This window comes from Histidinibacterium lentulum (assembly GCF_003789055.1).
Classification (GTDB): Bacteria; Pseudomonadota; Alphaproteobacteria; order Rhodobacterales; family Rhodobacteraceae; genus Oceanicola; species Oceanicola lentulus.
Map to the genome: position 1 here is coordinate 238,778 of NZ_ML119085.1, position 24,557 is coordinate 263,334.

A 24,557-nucleotide genomic window follows, 5' to 3' on the forward strand; every position below is an offset into this window, starting at 1 on the left:
GACGCAGGGAAAGTCAGGTGATCGCGGACACCGCGGAAAGCCCCAGAAGAACCGCCGTGGTGGATACGAGGAGCCTCCGCCGCTCCGCCTCCGCCGGATCGCGGATCCAGTCGGACACGCTGGTCAACATGTGCGCGGGACCCGGAAACACCCGCCCCGACCGGGCCGCGGCCATCGCCCGCAGCCGGAACAGCGTGTGGAACGCAAGCCAGACCCACGCGAGGAAGAACACGCCCTGAAGGGCGAGAAACAGAACGACAGGCCAGGTCATGGGACCCTTCCCGGACAGGATGACAGCAGCCGCCCCGCGCAGACAGGGCGTCGCCACATCTCCGCCCGACGCGGTCCCGGGTCAATCCGTGATGTTGTTCACAGGCCACGACCTGATGCCGGAATGCCGCGGTTGATGCCGCCCTCCCGGACGAAACACCCCTGTCCTCCGCCGGTGCGCCGGCTATCCTGCCGGTGGACGCGCAGAGGGGGAGGCAGACCATGGCGGACATCGTGATCCTGAGCGGGGCGCGCACGCCCATCGGCAGCTTCGGCGGCGGGCTGGCGGACGTGCCGCCGTCCGACCTCGGCGCCGCGGCGATCCGCGCGGCGCTCGATCGCGCCTCCCTCGACCCCGGTTCGGTGGGGCAGGTCGTCATGGGTCATGTGATCAATACCGAACCCCGCGACATGTACCTCAGCCGGGTGGCCGCCATGGCCGCGGGCATTCCCGACACCGTACCCGCGCTGAACGTCAACCGCCTCTGCGGCTCCGGCGCCCAGGCCATCGTCTCCGCCGTGCAGTCCCTGATGCTCGGCGATTGCGACGTCGCCGTCGCGGGCGGCGCCGAAAGCATGAGCCGCGCGCCCCATATCGTCCCCGCCCAGCGGTGGGGCGCCAGGATGGGCGACGTCACGGCCCTCGACATGATGCTGGGCGCGCTCACCTGCCCCTTCGGCACGGGACACATGGGCGTCACCGCCGAGAATGTCGCCGCCGAACACGGCATCGGCCGCGAGGATCAGGACGCCTTCGCCCTCGAGAGCCAGTCCCGCGCGGCCCGCGCCATGGCCGAGGGCCGCTTCACGGGCCAGATCGTCCCGGTCGAGAAACAGGCCCGCAAGGGTCCGGTGCGCATCGACACCGACGAACACCCTAAGGCCACGAGCCTCGGGGCCCTCGCCGCCCTGCGCCCGGTGTTCCGCAAGGACGGCAGCGTGACCGCCGGCAACGCCAGCGGCATCAACGACGGCGCCGCCGCCCTCGTCCTGGCCCGCGCCGAAGCCGCGGAGGCCCGCGGCCTCACGCCCCTGGCCCGGATCACCGGCTATGCCATCGCCGGGGTCCGCCCCGAGGTCATGGGGCTCGGCCCGATCCCCGCCGTGGAGCGCCTTCTGGACCGCACCGGTCTGACGGCCGATGCGTTCGACGTCATCGAATCGAACGAGGCCTTCGCCGCCCAGGCGCTCGCCGTCAGCCGGGCCCTCGGTCTCGACCCCGCTCGGGTAAACCCCAATGGCGGCGCCATCGCGCTCGGACACCCCGTGGGCGCGACCGGCGCGATCCTGACCGTCAAGGCGCTTCACGAGCTCGCCCGCACCGGCGGCCGCCGCGCCCTCGTCACCATGTGCATCGGTGGCGGGCAGGGCATCGCCCTCGCCCTCGAGCGCCCCTGACCCGCGCGGAACGCCCGAACCGGTTCGCCTCTCCCCGGTTCTCTGGCCGGAAATATCCCGGGGGCGGTGAAGGCCGCAGGCCTTCGCCGGTGGGGGCAGCGCCCCCTGTCGCGCCGCAGGCGCGAAACCGCCGGTCCCGGCCGGCCGTTCCCGATCGCCCGGAGCCGGCCGAAGGCCGGAAACGCCCCCTCCCGCGCCGAAGGCGCGCGGATCGACGCGCGAAGCGCGGCGAAACCCCTCAGCGCATCTCGACGGACACCCGCGCCGCCCGCCCGTCCGCATCGATCACCGTGACGGTCGAGAAACCCCGGCCCAGCTCCGCGATCTCCACCTCCCGGCCATGGCCGCGCGCCACCGGCACGCCGTTGGCCAGCACCGCGAAGGGCGCGCGCCCGTCCCGCAGCTTCACGGTCAGGCCGCGCCCCTCCACCACCGCGCCCTCGGGCGGGAAGGCGATGGCCACCGCCGGCGCCGCTTCCGCCGCCGACCCGCCGAACCGTCGCAGCGCCTGGGGAAGCCGCCCCGCGCCCACGATCAGCGTCTCGGGCGGCGGAGGCGGCAGCGGCTCGGCTTCGGGCGCCACATGGGCGAAGGCGCGGAACATCACCGGCGCCGCCAGCGCCCTGCCCGAGATGCCGGGTACCGGCGTTCCGTCCGGCCGGCCCATCCAGACACCCACCACATGGGACCCGTCGAACCCGATCGCCCAGGCGTCCCGGTATCCGTAGGAGGTCCCGGTCTTGAACGCGATCCCTGTCCCGAGGACACCCTCCGGCCTCGGCGCGTCCCGCAGGATGTCGGCGACCTGCCAGGCCGCCGCCCGGTCCATCAGCGGCCGGGCGACGAACTCTTCGGCGGGCGGCCCGGTCCGGAGGTCCACGGCCTGCCCGCCATGGGCCAGCGCCGCATAGGACCGCACCAGGTCCTCCAGCGTCAGCCCCACGCCGCCCAGCGCCACGGCAAGGCCCGGAGCGCCACCCTGGGGCAGCGCGGGCTCCGCCCCCGCCCGGCGAAGCGCCGTCAGCAGATGCTGCGGCCCCAGTGCCTCGAGGAGCGCCACCGCCGGCACGTTGAGCGACAGCTGCAGTGCCTGCCGGACGCGCAGCTCCCCCCGGAACATCCCGTCGAAATTCCGCGGCGCATAGCCGTCGTAGCTCACCGGCCGGTCCGCGATCAGCGTCTCGGGATGCGCCAGCCCCCGGTCGAAGGCAAGGCCGTAGATCAGCGGCTTCAGCGTGGAGCCCGGAGAGCGCAGGGCCCGCGTCATGTCCACGAACCCCTGCCGCGCGTCGCCGTAGCCAGCCGATCCGACCTGCGCCAGCACTTCGCCCGTCCGGTGATCCGCCACGATCAGCGCCACCTGCATCCGCGCGCCGGCCTCCCGCGCCGCCTCCGCCGCCAGCGCCTCCAGCCCCGCCTGCAGCCCCGCATCGAGGGTCGTGCGATGGACGCCCGCGTCCGGCGCCTCCTCCACCAGCCGCCCCGCGAGGTGCGCCGCCAGCGCCGGGAACTCGTTGCGCCCCCGGGGCGAGCCTTCCGTGAGCGCGGCCTCGGCCTCGGCCGGCGGCAACACGCCGTCGCGCGCCATCCGCATCAGCACGCGGTCCCGGGCCGCCTGCGCGGCCTCCGGATCCCGGTCCGGCCGCCGCCGTTCGGGGCTCTGCGGGAGGGCCACCAGCAGCGCCGCCTGCGCCGGGGTCAGCCGCCGCGGCGGCTTGCCGAGCCAGGCATAGCTCGCCGCGCGCACTCCCTCGATATTCCCGCCGAACGGCGCGCGGTTCATGTAGAGCGTGAGGATCTCCTCCTTCGTCAGGTGCCGCTCCAGCGCCAGCGCCAGCCGCATCTGCCGCAGCTTGCCGTCCATCTGCCCGGTGGTCCCGTCCTCCAGCAGCCGCGCCACCTGCATCGTCAGCGTCGAGCCGCCCGACACCACCCGCCCGTAGCGCAGCGCCTGCACCGCCGCGCGCCCCATGGCGATCACGTCGACGCCGGGATGGGTCCAGAACCGCTTGTCCTCGTAGCGCACCAGCATGTCGACATAGGCCGGGTCCACCTCGTCGAGCCTGACCGCCAGCCGCCAGCGCCCGTCCGCCACGAGGAACGGCCGCAGGAGCTCCCCCTCGCGGTCCAGCACCTCGACCGAGGTCTCCGCCGTCAAGGGCGGCAGCGGCGTCGCCAGCACCCAGCGGTCAAAGGCGTCTCTGCCCGCGCCCAGCCCGTAAAGCAGGACCGCGACCGCAAGAAAGGTGAGGCCCGCCCGCCTCATTCCACGATCGTCACCCGCCCGGCCGCGGTGTTTGCGCGCATCTCGGGCCGGTACATGTCCTCCACGCTCGCCGCCGGGAGATGGAACGCGCCGGGCGAGACCGCCCGCACGACATAGGCCAGCCGGAACGGCGCGTCCGACAGGTGATCCACCGCCGCAAGGAACCGCTCCTGCCGGAATTCCGCGGTCTGCGGCTCCACCGTCTCGAGCCAGTCGAGCCCCGACATGTCCCCCGACCGCAGGAGGTTCGGATTGTCGATCTCGAAGCCGGCCGGCAGCGGGTCGTCCACCATCAGCCGCGCCTCCTGTCGCCCGAAGGGCGTTACCGTCAGCACCGTGACGAGCCGTGTGCCCACAGCCACGCCGTCCGGGTTCGCCGGCTCGCCCTCCATCGTGAACCAGCTCCGGTCGATGGCATAGCCGTTGCCCCCCGCCTCGGGCGGCACCTCCGGCACGCCGAAGGCCGTCACCGTCAGCTCGGTCTCCGCGCCCGTGTTCCCGAACCGCACCGGAGCCGCCGCGACGCTGTCTTCTCTCAGGAATACCAGCGGCCCCTCGGGCGCGGCGCCGTCCACCGACACACCCGTGTCCCGCAGATCGTCGATCAGCGCATGCGCCGCCATCAGCGTCCAGGCCGCCTCCTGGGTCGAGGCGCGGCCCCCCTGCGCCACCGCATCGGTCAGTCGTCCGGTATCCACCGCAGCCGATCCCGCCTCCACCGCAAGCGTCAGCACCGCGGCGGCGTCGCGCCGGTCGGTGCCGTAATCTTCCCGCCAGCCCATCGTCTCCTCGGAGGCAAGCCGCTCTGTCAGCTCCGCGCTTGCCCGCGCGAACATCGCATCCGCCCGGCGCTGTTCGCCGTACTGGGCCAGCGCGGCGCCCAGCTGCGCCTTGGCGAGCGGCGTTCCGAACGCCTCCGCCTTCTCGTCGGCGTAGTACCGCAGGTCCCCTATGGCCGCCGCGCCCTCCCGCGCCAGCACCAGCAGCGCATAGGCCAGGTCCGCGCCCCCCTGATCGAAGTCAGGATAGTAGTTCACCCGGTTCCGCAGGTTATCGAGCGCCATGCCGAAGGCCACCTCGGGCACGTCATGCCCCCGCGCCTTCGCCTTGGACAGGAAATCCGTCACATAGGCATCGAGCCACAGGTCCCCCGAATAGGCTCCCCACAGGCCGAATGCCCCGTTCCGCGCCTGGTTGGCGAGGATCGCGCCGATCGCGCCCGCGATCCGCTCGCGGGTCTCCTCGGCCTCCGCCAGCCCCATCGCGCTCGCCACCTGGTCGAAATAAAGAAGCGGGAGGGCCTGGCTGGTGACCTGCTCGGTGCAGCCGTAGGGATAGCGGTCCAGCATCGCAAGAAGACCGGGCGCGTCGAACCGCGCCAGCGGCCCGACCGACAGTGTGGCCGTGCCCGTGCCGTCCCGGAACCCGGCGAATGCGTCGTCGTCGAAGGTAAAGGTCCCCCCCGAGGCCAGGGTGAAGCGCGAGGTCCGCGCCACCTCCGGGTCGTTCATCTCCACCGGAACGGAGAGGTCCTTCCTGAGCTCCCGCCCGTCGGGCGTCACCGCGGTCAGCGTGATCTCCGCCAGCCCCGCCGCGCCCGCGCGCAGCGGCAGGCGCGTGACGAATCCCGTCCGCTCGCCCACCTCGCCCGAGGCCTCCTGCACCGGCAGCTCGATCCCTTGGGCCTCGGCCCGCAGCTCCACCGCGCCCGTGGGTCCGTAGGCATGGGTCACTTCGATCAGCATGCGGCTTTCGTCGCCCGGCGCCATGAACCGCGGCACGGTGACGTTCACGACCACCGGATCGCGTACCAGCACCTCGGCCTCGGCCTGTCCGACCCCGCTCCGGGTCCAGGCCACGGCCATCACCTTCACCGTCCCGTTGAAGGACGGCATGTCGAACACAGCCCGCGCGCGACCGTCCGCGCCCACCGTCACCGGGCCCTCGAAATAGGCCACCAGTTCCTCCGTGGGTGGCGGCGACTGCATCCGTCGCGCCATGCCGCCGTCCCCGCCGAAGCGGAGCTGCCCGATCTCCCCCGTCATCCCGTCGAGAAGACGCCCGTAGACATCCCGCATCTCCACGCCGAGCCGCCGTTGCCCGAAGTAATGCCCGGAGGGATCGGGGCTTTCGTACCCCGTCAGGTTCAGAATGCCCGCATCCACCGCCGCCAGTGTCACATGGGCCGTCTCGCCCGGCGCGGCGCCCTTCACCGCTACGGCGACCTCCAGCGGCTCGCGCGGCATCGCCGTGTCCGGTGCCTCCACCGCGACAGAGAGCCGCTTGTCGCCCGGATCGACGGCAGCGTGGACCAGCCCCAGCGCGCGCGCCGGGTTGCGCTCCTGCTCCGCGTCCATGGGCCGGATCACCGAGACCGTGACATAGGCGCCCGGCGCCCACTCCCCGGTGACCTCCAGCGGGATGATCGATTCCCCCTCGCTGACCTCCACCGCCTGCATGGAGATGACCCGGTCCGACATCACGCTGACCAGCGCCGTGCCGTCATACCGCGGGACCACCCGCAACTCCGCCGTGTCGCCCACCGCATAGCTTTCCGCGTCGAGCGACACTTCCAGCGTGTCCGGCGTGTCGGAACTGTCCGCCGGCGCGTACCAGCCCGCATGGAACTCCGTGGAGGCGGCAAGGTACTCCCCGCCCAGCCGCTCGACGATCAGCTCGTACTGACCCCAGTCCACCGGCACCGCGATCTGCGCCGGCGCGGCCCCCGGCGCGATCTCTCCCGCCGCGATCCGCTCGCGCCGCGTGACGGGCTCCCAGTTCCAGGCGCCGTTGACGGAATACCACTGGTACTCGGTCGTCACCCGGTTGACCGTCCATTCCGCCCGCATCTCCACGGGCTCGAGGTCAGGTCCCAGCGCAAGCACCGAGAACTCCGCCGTCGCGCCTTCGCCCAGCACATCCTCGCCAAAGGCCGGCCGGATGCCCAGCATCGGCCCGTCCGGCAGCACCTGCGCCTCCGCCCGCCTCTCCACGGGGCGGCCCGAAAGCTCCTGCACCCGCGCGATGACCTGCAAGGACAGGGGCCGCCCGCCCGCATCGGCCTCGGGGATCGGCAGGTCGACCGTCACCGCTCCCGAGGCATCCGTCACCCAGCCGTCGCCGAGCCCCTGCGCCCGCGCCGAGAACGGCTGGTCGTGCCGTCCGAATCGGTAGCCCGGGAAGCCCTCCAGCGCGGCGGCCGAGCGGAGGACCACCTCGCCCTCCACATCGAGCCCGGCGGCCGGCGCGCCGAAAAGGTAATCCGCCCGGACCTCCAGCGGCGGCACATCCCCCAGCCGCAGCGTCTCGGCCAGCGTCAGCTCCACGTCGATCCGCTCCGGCAGGAAGTCCTCCACCAGAACGCTCTGCTGCGCCAGAGGCGCGTCGTCCACGTCCGCATGCAGCGCCACCGACCAGACGCCCCGCGGTGCACTCGGCGCCACCGGAAGCGCGAAGACATGCCCCCCCGCCACGTCATCCACCGAGACATGCCGCGAATACTCGACTCCGTCGGGCCGCGTCAGGATCGCCGTCAAGGGCACGCCCTCCACCGCCACGGTCCCCGGATCGCGCATCAGCGCGGTGACATGGATCGTCTCCCCTGCACGATAGGCGCCCCGGTCCGTCGCCACGAACACGTCGATGGGCGGACTCGGCGCACGGCCCTCGACGCCCCGGTCCGACAGGTCGAACGCAGGCCCCCTCAGCGACAGGAACGCCATGTCCCCGTCCCGCTCCGCCAGAACCAGCGCAGGCGCCGCCGCGCCCGTGCCCCGGGTCAGCCCCGCGTCGAACCGCGCGATCCCGTCCTCCCCGGTCACCGCCTCGCCCAGAACCGCGTTGCCCTCGCTGACCAGCGAGACGGCCGCGCCCTCCGCGGCGCCCGCATCGCCCAGCGCGCGCACGGACACGGTCAGCCCGTCCGTGCCCGCCATGGTCGCAAGTCCCAGATCGGTCAGCACGAACCACTGCGTCGCCACCGCCGCCTGCTCGTCGTCCCGCCCCGGCACCCTTGCCTGCAACAGGAACAGCCCCGGCGCCTCCCCTTCCAGCGCATCGGCCATGGGCAGCCGCGTGGTCACGTCGCGGTTCAGCTCCTGCCTCACCTCCGCGGTCCCCTCCCAGAGCGGCAAGCCCAGCTGATCGGCCACGTACCCTTCCTGCCAGTCATAGACCGGCCCCGGAAAGAACCCCTCCTGCATCGTCCGCACGAGGTTCCGGTCAGGCACCCGGTACAGCGCCAGCCCCACCTCCCCCACGTTGACCGAGGTCAGCGGCAGCCCCGCGTCCGGCGTCCGCGGCAACACGTAGCCGCGCCCCTCGAACCGCACCCCCGGGCTCCGGTCCCGCACGTACATCGTCAGTTCCACCGGCCGGATCAGCACCTCGCCGCTCCCGGCCGGCAGGCCCTCGCGGAGCACGACCCGATACCGCTCCCCGTGAGCCACGCCGTCGATGCAGAGCTGCGCGCCCTCCGCCTCCACCGTCAGCGACTGGTCGGGCAACTGCACATAGGTCCCGTAATCCACCCCCGCCTGCACCAGAACCTCGGAGAACTCCGCGCAGATCCGCGGCATCGCCGAATCGCTCTCCGCATCGGTCCCCGTCACCCGGAACCCGTGACGCCCGATGGCCTCCTCCAGCCGCAGCTCGGTATCGCGCCGGAACTGGGCCTCCTGTGCCAGCCTGAGCGCGTCGATCATCTGCCGCCCGCGCCCGTCCTGCTCCAGCGCCTCCGCCATGACGGCGAGCACGGTGTGCTCCTGCGCGGCGCTCTCCGCCCTCAGGTAGCCATTGACCGCCGCGGGCAGCGCCCGCGCCCTCACCCTGCGCCGCTCGTCCGCGTCTCCGATGGGCGCGGCCAGCGCGAGGTCCGCGTAATCGATCCACAGATCGGCCGCATCCGTCGGCGCCAGCGCCGCTCCGGTGAAGCGCAGCGCATCGTAAAGCGCGCCCTCCTGCCGTCGCATCTCCGCCAGCGCGACGTACTGCCCGGGGTCCGTCTCGTCCGTCGAATGCAGCCGCCCCAACGTCCGCCCCAGCTCCCGCGCCGCCGCCAGATCGCCCTCCCTCAGGAACTCCAGCCGCGCGGCCTTCTCCCCCGCGCCGGACAGCACGGCGGGCTCCGTCTCGTAAAGGCGCCCCGACACCGCCCCGTCGTAGAACGTGACCTCGCTCACCCCCGCCTTCGGGAAGCACGACCCGTTGCGCTGGTTGTAGGTGAAGGCCGTACACTCCGGATTGGCGAAACAGGCCGCCTGGCACGCATCCAGCGTCGTGTCGAAGATACTGGCCAGGTCCGCGCCGAAGAAATCCACATTGCGCGAGATCGCCACGCGCCGGTCGGGCACCGGATCGGTCTGGGCCGTGACATGGACGGGCAGAATTGACAGGAGGACAATCAGGATCGACCGGATCATCGGGCAATCTCCCTTGGTCACAATGCGCGCAGTCTGACTCCGCCCGGGCGCGCTGGCAACGATTCCCCTGTAGACGCGGCGCCTGCGCCCGAGCCCGGAGACACGATGTCCGCCGCCCTCTCCCGCCCCCACCCCGGTCGCCTCGCCGCGCTCCTGGCCCTCGCCATGATCGCCTTCGCGGCCAATTCCGTGCTGAACCGGATCGCCGTGGCTGGCGGCACGGACCCCGTGGCCTTCGGCGCCGTCCGGCTGATCTCCGGCGCCCTGCTGCTGATGGTGCTGGTCCGCGCCCGCGCACCCCTGATCGCCCCCGGTCGGACCCGGGGCGTGCTGACCCTGTCGCTCTATGTCTTCGGCTTCTCGCTCGCCTATGCCGCGCTCGACGCCGGCCTCGGCGCGCTGATCCTCTTCGGCTGCGTGCAGATCACCATGTTCGCGGGCGCGCTCCTCGCCCGCCAGCCGGTCCCCCGCCTGCACTGGCTCGGCGCCGCCATCGCGCTTCTGGGCCTCGCCGTCCTGCTCTGGCCCTCGGGCGCCGCGGCGCCCTCCCTGCCGCACGCCCTGTCCATGGCCGCCGCGGGCCTCGGCTGGGGCCTTTACTCGCTGGCCGGCCGCCGCGCCGCAAATCCCCTTCCGGAAACCGCCGCGAACTTCGCCCTCGCCGCGCCACCGGCCCTTCTTCTCTGGCTGCTTCTCTCCCCTGGCATCGACCCCGCGGGCGCTGTTCTTGCCGCGCTCTCGGGCGCGCTGGCCTCGGGTCTGGGCTATGCGCTGTGGTACACCCTCCTGCCCCGCCTCGCCGCCACGACGGCCGGCGTGGCGCAACTGACCGTCCCCGTCATCGCCACGGCGGGCGGCGCCCTGCTGCTGTCGGAACCGGTCACCGCCCGCTTCGCCCTGGCCGCCCTCCTCGTTCTGGGCGGCCTCGCCCTCTCCCTGAGAAAGCCCCAAGGCCGTGGCGGCCGTCCATCTCAGACCTCGGGATAGGGCCGGGCGAACACCGGCTTGAGCTCGCAGCTCGCCTCGGGATCGAACCGATACCCGCCCGTCTCGAACGCCTGCAGCGCCTCGGGGCCCTCCGCCCGCACCTCCTGCGCGAACCGCGCCATGGCGCCCCGCGCCCTCTTGGCGAAGAAGCTGATCATCTGCCGCTTCCCGCCCCTCTCCTCGTAGAAGGCCGGCGTGATCACCTTCAGCTTCAGCTTCGGATGGTCGGCCGCGGCGAAATACTCCTGACTCGCGCAGTTCAGGAGCCAGCCGGTGCCCACCTTCTCCCCCTGCGCATTCAGCGCCTTCGCGATCCGGTCGCCCCAGAACTCGTAAAGCGATCTGCCGCGCCGCGTCGCGAGCCGTGTGCCCATCTCCAGCCGGTAGGGCTGGATGCCGTCCCGCGGCGCAAGAAGACCATACAACCCCGACAGGATGCGCAGGTGATCGTCCGCCCAGCGCAGGGCGTCCGCGTCCATCGTCGCCACCTCGAGCCCTTGGTAGGTATCCCCGGCAAAGAGCCAGGCCGCGGGCTTCACATCGGCCCTCGCCGGGGCTGCCTTGAACACCCTGAACCGATCGCGGTTCAGCCGGGCCAGATCGTCGCTCAGGTCCATCAGGCCCTTGAGGTCCTTCAGGGTCAGGTTGCGGCCGGTCTTCGCCAGCTTCAGCGCCTCGCCGGCAAAGACAGGCTCCGTCGGCGTCACCGCGACGGGCTCCTCGTTCAGCGATTTCGCGGGCGATATGACCGTCAGCATCCTGTCCTCTCCGTGCGTCCCCGGCAGAGACCTACGGCCCCGCCCGGAGAGGTCAAGACGCGCGGCTCAGGGCTTGCGGCCCTCGCCGATCTCGCCCGCCGTCCGGGTGTCCTGCCCGGGGTTCGGCCCGGTCGCGGAAGGGCACTCGCAATCCGCCAGCAGCGCCTCCGCCTTCTCGCTCCTCTTCCCGGCAGGTTCCGCCTCCAGCGCCGATTTCGCCGCCCTCAGCGCCCAGTCCATGTCGCCTTCCGTCCAGGCGGGCCGCCCGGCGCCCTCGCCCAGCCCTCCGCCGCGGCTGTCGCGGCTTTCATGGGCCTTTGCCTTGATCGCCTGCATCACCGCCTGCCGCTCGTTCCGCCTCAGCTCGTCGAGATCCTCGGGCCCGAACTTGCGGAACGCGTCGATGGCATAGTCGGGGAGCCCGCGATCCTCGCCGAGGATGTCCGCCAACGTCTTCTTCAGCCATGTCTCGTGATCGGCCATGATGTCCTCCGGATGGTTTCCCGGGCAACGTCCGGCCCGGCCCGAGGGTCCATCCCCCGCCGCCATTCCACCCCTGGCCCGCTCTTTTCTGACCGGAAGTATCCCGGGGTGTGGGGCAGAGCCCCACGCACATCCGCCCCGAGGCCGCGGCCCGAAATCGCAATTACCCATTTTTTATTTCTAGAATCAGACAGTTAGAGGCCGTTTCATCGTGTAACGCCTCACCCGGCCTCCGAAAGCACCTCCAGAAAGGCCGGCCCGAACCGCGCCGCCTGACGCTCTCCCAGGAGCCGGGCGAGCCCGTCCACGTCCCTCGGCCGCACCTGCGCCACCTTCGCCAGCGCCGAGGCCGAGCAGCTCATCGGCTTGCCGGTCCCGTCCTCGCCCCGCGCCAGCTCCGCCTGCACCGCCAGAAGCCGGTCGAAAAGCGCCCCCTCGCTCCGCCCGGCGAGCCTTGCCCGCGCCGGATGCAGCCGCTCCGCCTCGCCCGCGATCACCTCGAGAAACGCGCGCCCGTAGCTCTCCAGCTTCTTCGCCCCCACTCCGCCGATCCGCGCCATCGCGTCGATATCGCGCGGCCGCACCTCCGCCATCTCGATCAACGTCCGGTCGTTGAAGATGATATAGGCCGGCACCCCCTGCGCCTCCGCGAGTGCCCGTCGCTTCGCCTTCAGCGCCGACAGGAGCGGCGCATCCTCCTCCGCCACCAGCGTCTTCACCTGCCGCTCCGACTTCGCGGCGCGGATCGTGTCGCGCCGCAGGCGGACGCTCTCCTCCCCCCGAAGGATCGGCCGCGCCGCCTCGGTCATCCTCAGCGCGCCGTGCCTTTCGGGGTCGGGCCGCATCAGGTCGCGCCCCATCATCTGCCGGAACACCGCCTGCCACTCCGCCTTCGACCACTCCTTGCCCACCCCGAAGGTCGGCAGGCTGTCATGGCCCCTCTGGGTCACCTTGTCGGTCGCATTGCCCATGACGATGTCGATGAGGTGCCCCGCGCCGAAACTCTCCCCCGTCCGCAGCGCCGCCGACAATGCCATCCTGACGGGCGTCGTCGCGTCGAACACCTCCGGAGGCCGGTCGCAGAGGTCGCAGTTCCCGCAGGTCTCCACCGCCTCGCCGAAATACCCTAGCAAGGTCGCCCGCCGGCAGTCCAGCGCCTCCGCCAGCCCCAGCAGCGCATTGAGACGTCCGTGATCCGCCGCCTTCCGCTCCGGCGGCGCCAGCCCCTCGTCGACCTGGGTGCGGCGGAACCGGATGTCCTCCGGCCCGAACAGCGTAAGCGTCTCGGCAGCCGCGCCATCCCGGCCCGCGCGGCCGATCTCCTGGTAATAGGCCTCGATCGACTTCGGCAGGTCGGCGTGGGCCACCCAGCGGATGTCGGGCTTGTCCACCCCCATGCCGAAGGCCACCGTCGCGCAGACGATCAGCCCGTCCTCCTGCTGGAACCGCCTTTCCACCTCGCGCCGCGCCTCCGACTCCATCCCGCCGTGATAGCAGCAGGCCGGATGACCCTCCTGCGCCAGCGCGGCGGCAAGGCTTTCGGTCTTGGCACGGGTGCCGCAATAGACGATGCCCGACTGGCCCTTTCTTCCCGCCGCAAAGGCGAGGATCTGCCTTCTGGGCTGGTCTTTCACAGCGAAGGCGAGGTGGATGTTCGGCCGGTCGAATCCCCGCAGGAACTCCCTGGGCCGCACTCCCGCAAAGAGTTTCTGGACGATCTCCTCACGCGTCTCGGCATCCGCCGTCGCGGTAAAGGCCGCCAGCGGCACGCCCAGCGCCTCGCGCAGCGCGCCGATCCGCAGGTAATCGGGGCGAAAATCGTGGCCCCACTGGCTGACGCAATGGGCCTCGTCCACGGCGATCAGCCCGACGCCGATCCGCCGCAGCATCCCCTGCGCTCCCGCCGAGGCAAGACGCTCGGGCGCCATGTAGAGGAGCTTCAGCCGCCGCTGCTCCAGCGCATGCCAGACCGCCTCCCGTTCCTCCTCGGTGTCGCCCGAAGTCAGCGCGCCCGCTGCGACGCCCGCCTCCCGCAGCCCGCGCACCTGGTCGCGCATCAGCGCGATGAGTGGCGAGATGACCACAGTCACGCCGTCCCGCAGCAGCGCGGGCAGCTGGAAACAGAGCGACTTGCCGCCGCCCGTGGGCATGATGGCGAGCGTGTTCTCGCCCGCCGCCACGGCGCGCACGATCTCCTCCTGCCCCGGGCGGAAGACATCGAATCCGAAAACGTCGCGAAGTATCGCCTGAGGGTCCATCCCCGAAACCCTGCCCCGACCGTGGTTATCTGCTCGTTAAGCCAGACGTCCCACGCCAGCCTCCGGCGCGCAAGACCCGGGATCCTTCCGGGCCGAAGTGTCCCCGCCGGAGGTTCCGACACCGCCCCCCAGGGCGCGATGTCAGACGAAGAGCGCGATGTTGTTTCGCAGTATGATCTCGATCGCGTAGATCCCGATCAGCGCCACCAGCGGGGCAAGGTCGATGCCGCCCATGTTGGGCAGGATACGCCGGATCGGATCGTAGATCGGGTCGAGCAGCCGGTTCAGGCCGTACCAGATCTGCCCGACGAGCTGCTGGCGGACGTTCAACACGTTGAAGCTGATGAGCCAGGACATGACGAAATGCACGATGATGAAGAACCGCGCCACCCCGAGGATGAGCATCAGGATTTCATAAAGCGATTGCATCGGCGGTCCCTCGTCACCTGTCCGCACGCGACCTAAGCGCTGCCGACGTCCGGGGCAATCCCCGCCGGGACGGCAGGTTGACGCCGACCCGGTCGTGCATCAGGGGACTGGCGAGGTAACCACGGCTGTCCATGTACCCGGTCTTTCGTCTCTTCACGCAGCTCGCCAGGCATCGCAATGATCCCCCGCTCGGCCTGACCGACACCCATGTATCCCGTCACATCTGCTGGCCCTGGGATCTCGATATCTGGTGGGAACTGAACAACGGCAGGGCCCTCACTCTGTACGATCTCGGGCGCCTTCCCATGGCGCGGCGCATCGGCCTGACCGATGCGCTGAAACGCGAGGGCTGGGGGCTGACCGTCGCGGGCTCGACGACGCGCTATCGCCGCCGGGTCCGGGTCTTCGACCGGATCGAGATGCGATCCCGCGGGGTGGGCTGGGACGCACGTTTCCTGTATGTCGAGCAATCCATGTGGACGTCGGGCGGCGACTGCGCCGGCCATGTCCTGATCCGCTCCGCCATCGTCGGCAAGGACGGGATCGTGCCGCCCGCGCGGGCCCTCGAGGCCATGGGCTACACCGGCCCCGATCTCCCTCCGCCCCCGTGGGTAGCGGCCTGGATCGCGGCCGAGGAACAGCGCCCTTGGCCGCCGATGACGAACTCGGAATAACGAGTGGCGCGCCCATGGCGCTTGTGCGGCGGGATCGGATCGCCTTTGATCGCGCCGGGCGAGCGGGGCAGGACAATGCAGGTTTCGAAGCGGCGCATCTGGGGCTGGATGTTCTTCGACTGGGCGCAACAGCCCTACGCGACCCTGGGCCTGACCTTCATCTTCTCCCCCTATTTCGCAGCGGTCGCCGCCGACTGGTTCGTCGGCCAGGGGCTCGAGCGGCAGGCCGCGAATGCCGAGGCGCAGAGCCTCTGGTCCTCCGCGCAGACCGTCTCGGGCCTCTTCATCGCCTTCACGGCGCCGATCTTCGGCGCCATGGCCGACAGTTCGGGCCGCAAGGTGCCCTGGATTGCCGCCTTCTGCCTGATCGGGGTGGTCTGCGCCTGGGCGACCTGGGGGCTGACGCCCGACGGCGCCTTCCTGATCGGCGCGCTGGTGCTGTTCTGGATCGGCTACACCGCCGCCGAATGCGCCTTCAACCTCAACAACGCGCTCCTGCCCTCGCTCGGCGGCCCGCGCGAGGTCGGTCGCATCTCCGGGTCATCCACCGCCTTCGGCTACTGGGGCGGCGTCCTCGGGCTCGCCGTCATGCTGACCTTGCTGGCCGAGACCGAGGCTGGCACGACGCTGATCGGCCTCGAGCCCGCTTTCGGCCTCGATCCCGACACGCGCGAAGGCACCCGGGCCGTGGGCCCCGTCATCGCGATCTGGTTCGCCGTGTTCCTCGTGCCCTACTTCCTCTGGGTCCGCGACCCGGCACCGGTTCCCGGCGCGAAGGTCAGGCTGGGCGCGACTTTCCGCGAGCTGGGCCGGACGCTCCGCGGCCTGACGAAACGGCCGTCCCTGGCGAGCTTCCTCGCGGGTTCCATGCTCTACCGCGACGCGCTGACGGCGGTCTACAGCTTCGGCGGAATCTACGCGACTCTCGTGCTGGGCTGGGAAACGGTGCAGGTCGGCGTCTTCGGCATCGTCGCCGCAATCGCCGCCGCGATCATCGCCTGGATCGGCGGGCTCGCGGATGGGCGGCACGGGCCGAAACCCGTCATCCTCCTGTCGGTCTGGGTGCTGATCGCCGTGGGCTGCATCATCGTCGGCATGTCGCGCGAGAGCTTCTTCGGCATCCCCCTGGCCGAGGGCTCGCGCCTGCCCGACATCGTCTTCTACCTCTGCGGCGCGGCCATCGGCGGGGCCGGCGGGACCCTGTTCGCCTCGTCGCGCTCGATGATGACTCGTCACTGCGACCTCGACCGTCCGGCCGAGGCCTTCGGTCTCTTCGCGCTCTCGGGCAAGGCCACGGCCTTCCTCGCGCCGCTTCTCATCACGATCTTCACACAGGCCACGGGATCGGTGCAGGCGGGCTTCGTCCCGGTTATCCTGCTTTTCCTCGGGGGGCTCTTCCTGTTACGCTGGACCGACAAGGACGGAGATCGAGCAGAATGGTCCGTATCCTCGCCGGCCTCACCCTCGCGCTGACACTCGGGGCCTGCCAGACCGGCGGATCGCCGGTCACGGTCGCGAGCCAGAACGCGAATCCCGGCGCGCCCGCCGCGACGGCGCAGGCCGTGAACGCCGGCGACACGCGAATCGCCAAAGAGGTGTTCGGCTATCTCTCCACCGCCTCGGTCCAGCGATCCGAGGCGATCGGCGGCTTCGCGCGCGGCTGCCAGGCCGGCGCGGTGCGATTGCCCGAGACCGGTCCGACATGGCAGGCGATGCGCCTCAGCCGCAACCGCAACTGGGCCCAGCCCATTACCGTGGAGTTCGTGCAGGACCTCAGCCGCTTCGCCGCGACCTTGCCGGGGTGGGAAGGCCTCTACGTGGGCGACATGAGCCAGCCGCGCGGCGGGCCGATGCTGTCGGGACACCAGAGCCACCAGACCGGCCTCGACGTCGATATCTGGTTGCGCGCGCCGCACAGGCTCGATCTGCCGCCCGAGGCCCGGGAGAGCATTTCCTCCACCTCCCTCCGCCGGGCCGAGGGCGCGTATGTCAACGATCAGTGGACGCCGCAGCACATGGATCTGATGCGCGCCGCCGCCTCGGATCCTCGGGTCGCCCGGATCTTCGTCTTTCCGGGCGCCAAGACCTGGATGTGCGAGAATGCCACCGGCGACCGCTCCTGGCTGCGCAAGATCCGCCCCTGGTGGGGTCACCACTATCATTTCCACGTCCGCCTCTCCTGCCCGCCGGGCATGGCGGGATGCGTCGATCAGGATCCGCCTCCGCCCGGAGACGGCTGCAATGAAGCCCGGGAGTGGGTCGACCGCATTCTGAACCCGCCCCCACCGGACCCGAACGCCCCGTCGCCTGCTCCGAGCCGCGAATTGACCATGGCCGACCTTCCGGCCCAGTGCCACGACGTGGCTGCAAACTGATCTTCATGCTGCTCCTCGGGATCGTGGCCTTTGCCGCGTCGCTTTCGCCTGCCCCGGCCGTGATGTCCCCGCAGGCGGAGTATCTGGGCACCCATGTCTGGCAGGGCAGCCATGTGGGCGGCGTTTCCGGGATCGAACTGTCCGCGAACGGCATGGACTTTCTTGCAATCAACGACCGGTCCGTCATCTACCGCGGCCGGCTCGACCGGGTGGAGGGGCGCATTGTCGGCGTCTCCGCAGACGCCTATCCGCTTCTGGATCTCGATGGCGAGACCATGCGCGGCGACAGCGAAGGCCTCGCCATCGGACCGGACGGACGGATTTTCGTCAGCTTCGAAGGCCGCGCCCGGGTCTGGAGCTACGACGCCCCGGGCACTGCGGCGCGGCCCACTGCGCCCTTTCCCGACCTCGGCCCCGGCGCGCGGAACCGCGGCCTCGAGGCCCTTGCGATCACCGCGGACGGCACGCTCATCACGATCTCCGAGGGGACGGACGCGACCGGGCATCATCCCGTCTGGACACTCGCGGGAGGCAGCTGGCAGGTCGTCGCCCGGATCGCCCCCACGCGCTTCGTCCCTGTCGGTGCCGACATCGGACCGGACGGCGAACTCTACCTTCTGGAACGGCGGTTCACCTATGTCGGGTTCCAGACGCGGGTCCGCCGGATCGGGCTCGAGACCGGGACGACCGAAACCGTGATCGTCAGCCGGGTCGGGCAGCACGACAATCTCGAGGGTCTCTCGGTCTGGCGCGACGAGACCGGCGCTCTTCGCCTCACGATGGTAGCCGACGACAATTTCAACCTGCTCCAGCAGACCGAGATCGTGGAGTACCGCCTTGACGGCGGCACGGCCCGCCCGTAAGCGGCTCACGCCCCAAAGGGGCCAAGTGCCGCAACCTTGTCAAAACGGACCCCAGTCATGACCCGCATCCTGCCCGGCATCCTTGCCATGGCCGCCGTCGTGGTGGCCTCGAACATCCTCGTCCAGTTCCTGATCCTCGACGGTCTGCTGACCTGGGGCGCCTTCACCTATCCCATAGCCTTCCTCGTCACCGACGTGATGAACCGCGTCTACGGCGCGGGCCCCGCCCGCCGCGTGGTCTTCGCGGGTTTCGTCGTCGGGATCGTCTGCTCCCTGATCGGCTCGCAGATCATGCTGGAATTCGGACCCGCCGTGGCCCTGCGGGTGGCCATCGGCTCGGGCGTCGCTTTCCTGACCGCCCAACTGGTCGATGTTGCCCTGTTCCAGCGCCTGCGCGGGGGCCGCTGGTGGCGCGCGCCGCTGGTGTCCTCGCTCGTCGGTTCCACCGTCGACACGGCGCTCTTCTTCACCATCGCTTTCGCCGGGTTCCTCAGCTTCGGAGCGATGGCCGACGAACAGATCGCCTGGGCACAGGGTCCCGCGCCGTTCATGCTCGTCGGACCCGAGGCGCCGCTCTGGCTTACGCTCGCCGTGGCCGACTGGGGCGTGAAGCTTGCCGTGGCCCTCGTCGCGCTGGTGCCCTTCCGCCTCATTACCGGGCGCATCCTCGCAACGCCTGCCTAATGCTAGCGGAAATTCATTTGACATACACAAAATCTGTGCGAGCCTGCGCCCAGGCGAAACAAGCGAAAGGAGGTGATCCAGTGTCTAGAAAGATGGTGGAGAGAGGTGTCGGGACAGCAACGGAGGTCCGCTCCTGAGGCAGCCCTCGGGGGACGCGATCACGTCGTTGGGGTCACCCTGAACCGGCCCCACCTCCTGAACTTTCGGAGGGCCGTGTCCATCGCCGGACACGGCCCTTTTCAATTGGATCACCCCGCCGGCACGCTGCGTTGAAGACGGACGGATACAGAGACTGCGACGATGGGCCTTCGGATCAATGACCAGGTGGAGCTGCAGGACTGGGAGCTGGTCGAACAGTTCATCCGCTCCGGAGGTCCGGGCGGGCAGAACGTCAACAAGGTGTCCTCGGCTGTCGAGCTCCGGTTCGAGGCCGCCCGCTCGCCCTCCCTCAACGAGGCCGTCAAGCGGCGGCTCGAACGCCTGGCCGGGCGGCGCTGGACCAAGGAGGGCGCGGTGGTGATCCAGGTCGCCGAGGAACGCAGCCAGGCCCGCAACCGCGAGATCGCCCGCGAAAGGCTCGCGGACCTCGTCCGCAAGGCGCTGGAACGCCCGAAGCGGCGGGTGCCGACGCGGGTCAGCCTCAACCAGAAACGCAAGCGGCTCGAGGCGAAGAAGAAGCGCGGCGAGGTCAAGTCGATGCGGGGCAAGGTCGATCCGGGCGGCGGGCCGGCCTGAGTTTCGAAACGGACCCAAGGAGGACATGCCATGAAGGTCGGAATCGTCGGTGCGGGAATGGTGGGCTCTTCGGCTGCCTTCGCCCTGGTGATGCGGGGCACCGCCTCGCGCGTGGTGCTTGTCGATATCGACGACAAGCGCGCGCGGGCGGAGGCGGAGGATATCGCCCATGCCGTGCCTTTCGCGGGGCAGACGGTGGTGGAGGCCGGGACCTACGAGGATCTCGAGGACTCCGCGGTGGTCATCCTCGCCTGCGGGGTCGGGCAGAAGCCGGGCGAGACGCGGCTGCAGCTTCTCGGGCGGAACGCCGAGGTGTTCCGCTCCGTGGTGGGAGAGGTGATGCGGGTCTGTCCGGGGGCGATCCTGCTCGTCGCGTCGAACCCGGTGGATATCATGGGGCAGATCACGCAGCGGCTGTCCGGGTTGCCGGCGGGGCGGGTGATCGGGTCGGGGACGATCCTCGACACGGCGCGGTTCCGCTGGCTCGTGGGGCGGCACCTGGGGATCGCGCCGCGGTCGGTCCATGCCTACGTTCTGGGCGAGCATGGCGACAGCGAGGTGCTGGCCTGGTCGAACGCGCGGGCGGGGTCGGTGTCGGTGGAGAGCTTCGCCGCGCAGATGGGGCGGCCGCTGACGGCGGAGGTCCGCGAGAGGATCGACGCGGGTGTGCGGCGGGCGGCCTACACGATCATCGAGGGCAAGGGCGCGACCTGGTACGGGATCGGCGCCGGGCTCGCCCGGGTGGTCTCGGCGGTCCGGTCGGACGAGCAGGCGGTGCTCACGGTCTCGACCGTGTCGGACGTGCTCGGGGTCCGCGAGGTCGCCTGTTCCGTGCCGCGCGTGGTGGGCGCGGGCGGGGTCTCGGCGGAGCTGGTGCCGGAGCTGTCGACGGAGGAGACGGAGGGCCTGCGGGCCTCGGCGGCGCTGCTGAAGGAGACGGTGGAGGCGGTGCCGCTCTGAGCGTTACACGATGTAACAGGCTTCAAGTATATGATTTTGAAGGCTTAAAGTGTTAACGGCGGGATCTGCGCGCCGCCGCGGGTGAACCCTCCGGGGGGCCGGGGCGTTGGGGCTTGCAAGGAGGCCCCATGACCGACCGCAAACGCCGTTCCGGGGTGAAGCACCCCCGTCTCTTCATCCTCATCCCCCTCGGCTTCGCGCTCCTCGTTGGGGCGATGCTGCTCTTCGGCGAAGGGGTGCAGGAAGCCTCGGAGGACGGGGTGGAGACCGTGCCGGTGGTGCCCGAGGAGGACGGGTGATGCCGGGCAGAAGCCCGGCCTACGGCTGCACCGCCGGGCACCCACCGTAGGCCGGGCCTTGGCCCGGCATTGTGGGGGGCGACGCAGGGTGGGTTTCCGGCCCGCCTTCCCGGTGAATGTAGCGCATTGAAGGCGCACCCTACGGATCGTCCAGGCTTGACCGACGCCGCCTCGATACCCATCCTTGGTACATCCTGACCCGGAGCACCCGATGGCCCGCAACACCTCCGTCTCTCTCGGCGCGCATTTCACCGGCTTCATCGAGGACAGCGTGAAAAGCGGCCGCTACGCCTCCGCCAGCGACGTGATCCGCGCGGGGCTGCGGCTGCTGGAGGAAGAGGAGGCGAAGCTGGCGGAACTGCGGGCGGCGCTGATCGAGGGGGAGGAAAGCGGGTTCGCCACACCCTGGGATCTGGAGGACTTTCTGGAACGGATGCGCGCGAAGCATCGGTCGTGAAGGATCTCAGGCTGTCCGACCGCGCTCAGTCGGACATGGCAGAGATCTGGACCTACTCGTTCGAAACCTTCGGCGCGGTGCAGGCCGAACGGTATATCCGGGACATTCATTCGGTCTTCATCGCGCTCTGCACCGGGTCGGCCCGCTGGCACCCTGCCGACGATCTCCGCCAAGGCTACCGGCGCGCGCGGGTCGGGAGCCACTTCGTGTTCTTTGTGGAGACCGGCGACGCGGTGGAGGTGGTGCGGGTGCTGCACCAGCGGATGGACGCGGGGCGGTGGGTTTGAGGGGCGCTGGTGCGCATGAACGCGCACCCTACGGGTTGCTACTAGCCTGCTAGAACGTCCACTTGCTCCAACCAGAATGTTTTGCAATACTTGCAGTCAGCAATTCATATCATGGGCCTTAGTGCGATGAAGTTTCGTGATTTCATTTTTGGTGACTTGTCCGGCGTCAGGGAATACAAAAGAGACCCAGAGGGATTTATTTCCTCCTTTGTTTCTCCGGAAGCATTTTCCCTCAAGTCGCTCAAAAATGACATGAACTATATAATTGTCGGGCGAAAAGGGACCAGAAAATCTTCATGTTGTCTCGCACTCGCCAACGAACTTCAAACTAGCGGCTACACCTCCGACTTCTTTAATTTTTCGTCAGACTTGTCCCTTAATGACGTCCGTGACGCGGTGAGAACGCATACTCTAGACACAAAGAGTTTGATCGAGGCTGCTTTGGCAGCGAGAATTCAGGAACTTTATGATTTTAGAGGCTTTTGGAAGCGTCGTGTCCTTTTTTCAATCGCAGAGAGGCTGAGCGTACGAAATTCAAATTTCGTTAAATTCATGTTTTCCGCAAAACTTGAGGATCATGCCGTCTCTGGAGGAGTGGGAAAAGACCTCAAACTTGGGCCATTGACTCTGCCATCAGAGATTCTCGCAAAGTTCAAAATCTCCGATCCTATCTTTACTTTGGATGAATACGTAAAAATGGGATTTCAATTACTAAGGGAATGCCACCCGGATCACAAGCAATACTTCTTTTTTGATGAGCTCAATTTGAGCCATGAGACGTCAAAATCTGACGAGTTCGATCTGAAACTTGCGATGGTTCGCGACATCGTGAGGTCATCCTCCGACCTGAATGATCTGTTTGTCGATAATGGCATGAATATTCACGTAATTTGCTGCCTTCGGCCAGAGATAAGAGAAGAACTTAAGCGCCGAGACAACGAAATCGGGAAGGTGGTTGATTCAAGCTTTGTAAGCTTGAGCTGGCCTACCTCCGCAAATTGGGACAATAGCCTGATTAGGCTACTTAAAGAAAAAATAAGACATGCTAGACCGGTCGAAGTTGGCGAAGCTCGGCCAGACCCAAGTAGCATAATACCAAAAAAGGTCTTCAACTTTGATGAGAAGAAAGATATTGAGTTTCCTCCATACTTTCTGAACTTGACTTGGTACCGACCCCGAGACATTGTAAGACTCCTTAAGTCTTATCAAGCGACGAATGGCTCTATGAGCCAGCTGTTCTCAAACGATGGGAACCAAATTGAATTCCTGAAGGACTACGGTCGGTCGAGTTCATCTGACTGTTTAGCGGAAATGGAGGTGAAGTATAGCCGCGGCATATTGGATGAGGCTCTAAGGCGCCTTCAAAGGCCAGTATACGCAAATATTGAAGACTTAATGGGAGAACTCTCGATCTTAGAAAGACGCCTTGATCTGCAAGTCTTCATTGATGACCTATTCCAGGCAGGCTTCATTTTTAATCACCAGAAGGATGGCGTGGTCACTGAGATATTTGCTTCCTACCGAGGCGACACCACTCTGCATCCAAACAAGAGAATTATCGTCCATCGCGGACTACAGTCTGATCCAAAACTTGGGTTCTCTCGCAGAGAATGGGCAAACTAAACCACCACCTCCCGAACCACCTGCTCCCCCACCCCGAACACCCGCTTGTAGCGGGCGATCTCCCCCTCCGGCCCCATGGCCTTCCTCGGGTTGTCTGACAGCTTCACCGTCGGCCGCCCCTCGGCGGCGACAGCCTTGCACACCAGCGAAAACGGCGCCAGCGCATCCCCCGGCGCCAGGCCCCGGAAATCGTTCGTCAGAAGGGTCCCCCAGCCGAAGGACACCTTCACCCGGCCCGAGAAGCGGGCGGAGAGCTCCTCGATCCGCTCCACGTCGAGACCGTCGGAGAAGATCACCAGCTTCTGCCTCGGGTCCTCGCCGCGGGCCTGCCACCAGCGGATGGCGGTCTCGGCGCCCTCGGCGGGGTCGCCGGAATCGATGCGGATGCCGGTCCAGCCCGCGAGCCAGTCCGGCGCGCGGGCGAGAAAGCCCTCGGTACCGTAGGTGTCGGGCAGGATGATGCGCAGGTTGCCGTCATGCTCCTCGTGCCAGTCCGAGAGCACGTCATAGGGCGCGCGGGCGAGGGCCGCGTCGCCCTCGGCCAGGGCGGCGTAGACCATGGGCAGCTCGTGGGCGTTGGTGCCGATGGCCTCGAGGTCGCGGTTCTTGGCGATGAGGCAGTTGGAGGTGCCGATGAAGCTCGGCCCCAGCCCCTCGAGCATGGCCTGCACCGCCCAGTCCTGCCAGAGGAAGGAATGGCGGCGGCGGGTGCCGAAATCGGCGATGCGCAGGCCCTCCACATGGCGCAGGCGCTCCACCTTCTCCCAGAGCTTGGTCATGGCGCGGGCGTAGAGGACCTGAAGCTCGAACCGGCCCATGGCGCTGAGCACGGCGCGGCCGCGCAGCTCCATCAGCACGGCGAGGGCGGGGATCTCCCAGAGCATGACCTCGGGCCATTTGCCCTCGAAGGTCAGCTCGTACTGGCCGTCCTTCTTCTCGAGCTCGTAGGGCGGCAGGCGGACGCCCTCGAACCAGTCCATGAAGGCGGGGGTGAACATCTGGCGCTTGCCGTAGAAGGTGTTGCCGCGCATCCAGGTGCTCTCTCCGCGGGTGAGCGACAGGGAGCGGATGTGGTCGAGCTGCTCGCGCAGCTCGCCCTCGTCGATCAGCTCGGCGAGGCGGACCGTGCTGGTGCGGTTGATGAGGGAGAAGGTGACGGTGGTGTCAGGGCGGTTGCGGAAGACCGACTGGCACATCAGGAGCTTGTAGAAGTCGGTGTCGATGAGGGAGCGGACGATCGGGTCGATCTTCCACTTGTGGTTCCAGACACGGGTGGCGATGTCGACCATCTGGTCCTCCGGCGTTGCGCGGCCTGTTATGTCGGGGCCGGT

21 protein-coding genes are annotated in these 24,557 nt (G+C 68.8%); 13 read left to right on the forward strand and 8 right to left on the reverse strand.

Annotated features, from left to right (window positions below; translation table 11 throughout):
- Positions 1-13: 13 nt before the first annotated feature.
- Positions 14-271 (reverse strand): hypothetical protein, encoded by a 258-nt coding sequence (locus tag EAT49_RS11925; RefSeq protein WP_123642550.1) that lies wholly within the window; start codon positions 269-271, stop codon positions 14-16.
- Between the two features lie 221 nt (positions 272-492).
- Between EAT49_RS11925 and EAT49_RS11930 the strand changes: the two genes are divergently transcribed.
- On the forward strand, positions 493-1,668 hold the full coding sequence (locus EAT49_RS11930) for an acetyl-CoA C-acyltransferase family protein (RefSeq protein WP_123642551.1): 1,176 nt from the start codon (positions 493-495) through the stop codon (positions 1,666-1,668).
- A gap of 238 nt (positions 1,669-1,906) precedes the next feature.
- Here EAT49_RS11930 and pbpC read toward each other — a convergent pair whose 3' ends face one another.
- A complete protein-coding gene (gene pbpC, locus EAT49_RS11935) occupies positions 1,907-3,934 on the reverse strand; it encodes a penicillin-binding protein 1C (protein ID WP_123642552.1) in 2,028 nt (675 codons plus the stop codon).
- Positions 3,931-9,354, reverse strand: coding sequence for an alpha-2-macroglobulin family protein (locus EAT49_RS11940; protein WP_123642553.1), 5,424 nt, complete (start codon positions 9,352-9,354; stop codon positions 3,931-3,933). Before EAT49_RS11940 ends, pbpC begins: the two co-directional genes overlap by 4 nt.
- Positions 9,355-9,459: 105 nt before the next feature.
- On the opposite strand from EAT49_RS11940, the gene EAT49_RS11945 reads away from it, so the two are divergent.
- Positions 9,460-10,341 (forward strand): DMT family transporter, encoded by an 882-nt coding sequence (locus tag EAT49_RS11945; RefSeq protein WP_123642554.1) that lies wholly within the window; start codon positions 9,460-9,462, stop codon positions 10,339-10,341.
- Here the strand turns inward: EAT49_RS11945 and yaaA are convergent.
- The 4 genes from yaaA to EAT49_RS11965 all read right to left on the reverse strand — a co-directional run bounded on the left by yaaA (position 10,326) and on the right by EAT49_RS11965 (position 14,269).
- Complete coding sequence (gene yaaA / locus EAT49_RS11950) at positions 10,326-11,099, reverse strand: peroxide stress protein YaaA (RefSeq protein WP_123642555.1); 774 nt, start codon at positions 11,097-11,099, stop codon at positions 10,326-10,328. The genes EAT49_RS11945 and yaaA overlap by 16 nt on opposite strands.
- A 66-nt stretch (positions 11,100-11,165) precedes the next feature.
- On the reverse strand, positions 11,166-11,582 hold the full coding sequence (locus EAT49_RS11955; RefSeq protein ID WP_123642556.1) for a hypothetical protein: 417 nt from the start codon (positions 11,580-11,582) through the stop codon (positions 11,166-11,168).
- 221 nt (positions 11,583-11,803) lie between these two features.
- Positions 11,804-13,840, reverse strand: coding sequence for a DNA helicase RecQ (recQ, locus tag EAT49_RS11960; RefSeq protein ID WP_123642557.1), 2,037 nt, complete (start codon positions 13,838-13,840; stop codon positions 11,804-11,806).
- Positions 13,841-13,981: 141 nt separating this feature from the next.
- Complete coding sequence (locus tag EAT49_RS11965) at positions 13,982-14,269, reverse strand: YggT family protein (RefSeq protein ID WP_123642558.1); 288 nt, start codon at positions 14,267-14,269, stop codon at positions 13,982-13,984.
- 131 nt (positions 14,270-14,400) lie between these two features.
- Between EAT49_RS11965 and EAT49_RS11970 the strand changes: the two genes are divergently transcribed.
- The 11 genes from EAT49_RS11970 (at position 14,401) to EAT49_RS12020 (ending at position 23,226) form a co-directional block, all read left to right on the forward strand.
- A complete protein-coding gene (locus EAT49_RS11970; protein WP_123642559.1) occupies positions 14,401-14,943 on the forward strand; it encodes an acyl-CoA thioesterase in 543 nt (180 codons plus the stop codon).
- A 75-nt stretch (positions 14,944-15,018) separates the two neighbouring features.
- Positions 15,019-16,416 carry an MFS transporter gene (locus EAT49_RS11975; RefSeq protein ID WP_123642560.1) on the forward strand — a complete coding sequence of 466 codons (1,398 nt, stop codon included), beginning with the start codon at positions 15,019-15,021 and terminating at the stop codon, positions 16,414-16,416.
- Complete coding sequence (gene mepA, locus EAT49_RS11980; protein ID WP_123642561.1) at positions 16,380-17,318, forward strand: penicillin-insensitive murein endopeptidase; 939 nt, start codon at positions 16,380-16,382, stop codon at positions 17,316-17,318. Before EAT49_RS11975 ends, mepA begins: the two co-directional genes overlap by 37 nt.
- Before the next feature lie 5 nt (positions 17,319-17,323).
- Complete coding sequence (locus tag EAT49_RS11985; RefSeq protein WP_246003836.1) at positions 17,324-18,181, forward strand: esterase-like activity of phytase family protein; 858 nt, start codon at positions 17,324-17,326, stop codon at positions 18,179-18,181.
- Positions 18,182-18,238: 57 nt separating this feature from the next.
- Positions 18,239-18,865, forward strand: a complete 627-nt coding sequence (locus EAT49_RS11990; RefSeq protein ID WP_123642562.1) for a queuosine precursor transporter — start codon at positions 18,239-18,241, stop codon at positions 18,863-18,865.
- 300 nt (positions 18,866-19,165) lie between these two features.
- Positions 19,166-19,600 (forward strand): alternative ribosome rescue aminoacyl-tRNA hydrolase ArfB, encoded by a 435-nt coding sequence (arfB, locus tag EAT49_RS11995; protein ID WP_123642563.1) that lies wholly within the window; start codon positions 19,166-19,168, stop codon positions 19,598-19,600.
- 30 nt (positions 19,601-19,630) lie between these two features.
- Positions 19,631-20,560, forward strand: a complete 930-nt coding sequence (locus EAT49_RS12000; protein WP_123642564.1) for an L-lactate dehydrogenase — start codon at positions 19,631-19,633, stop codon at positions 20,558-20,560.
- Positions 20,561-20,688: 128 nt separating this feature from the next.
- Entirely contained in the window at positions 20,689-20,859 is a 171-nt protein-coding gene (locus EAT49_RS12005; protein WP_123642565.1) for a nicotinate phosphoribosyltransferase, read from the forward strand.
- Between the two features lie 211 nt (positions 20,860-21,070).
- Positions 21,071-21,316: a type II toxin-antitoxin system ParD family antitoxin gene (locus tag EAT49_RS12010; protein ID WP_123642566.1), complete on the forward strand. Its 246-nt coding sequence runs from the start codon at positions 21,071-21,073 to the stop codon at positions 21,314-21,316.
- Positions 21,313-21,603: a type II toxin-antitoxin system RelE/ParE family toxin gene (locus tag EAT49_RS12015; protein WP_123642567.1), complete on the forward strand. Its 291-nt coding sequence runs from the start codon at positions 21,313-21,315 to the stop codon at positions 21,601-21,603. The genes EAT49_RS12010 and EAT49_RS12015 overlap by 4 nt, the downstream gene beginning before the upstream one ends.
- A gap of 126 nt (positions 21,604-21,729) precedes the next feature.
- Positions 21,730-23,226 carry a P-loop ATPase, Sll1717 family gene (locus EAT49_RS12020; RefSeq protein WP_123642568.1) on the forward strand — a complete coding sequence of 499 codons (1,497 nt, stop codon included), beginning with the start codon at positions 21,730-21,732 and terminating at the stop codon, positions 23,224-23,226.
- Here the strand turns inward: EAT49_RS12020 and pncB are convergent.
- Positions 23,223-24,515: a nicotinate phosphoribosyltransferase gene (gene pncB, locus EAT49_RS12025; protein ID WP_123642569.1), complete on the reverse strand. Its 1,293-nt coding sequence runs from the start codon at positions 24,513-24,515 to the stop codon at positions 23,223-23,225. The genes EAT49_RS12020 and pncB overlap by 4 nt on opposite strands.
- Between the last annotated feature and the right edge of the window lie 42 nt (positions 24,516-24,557).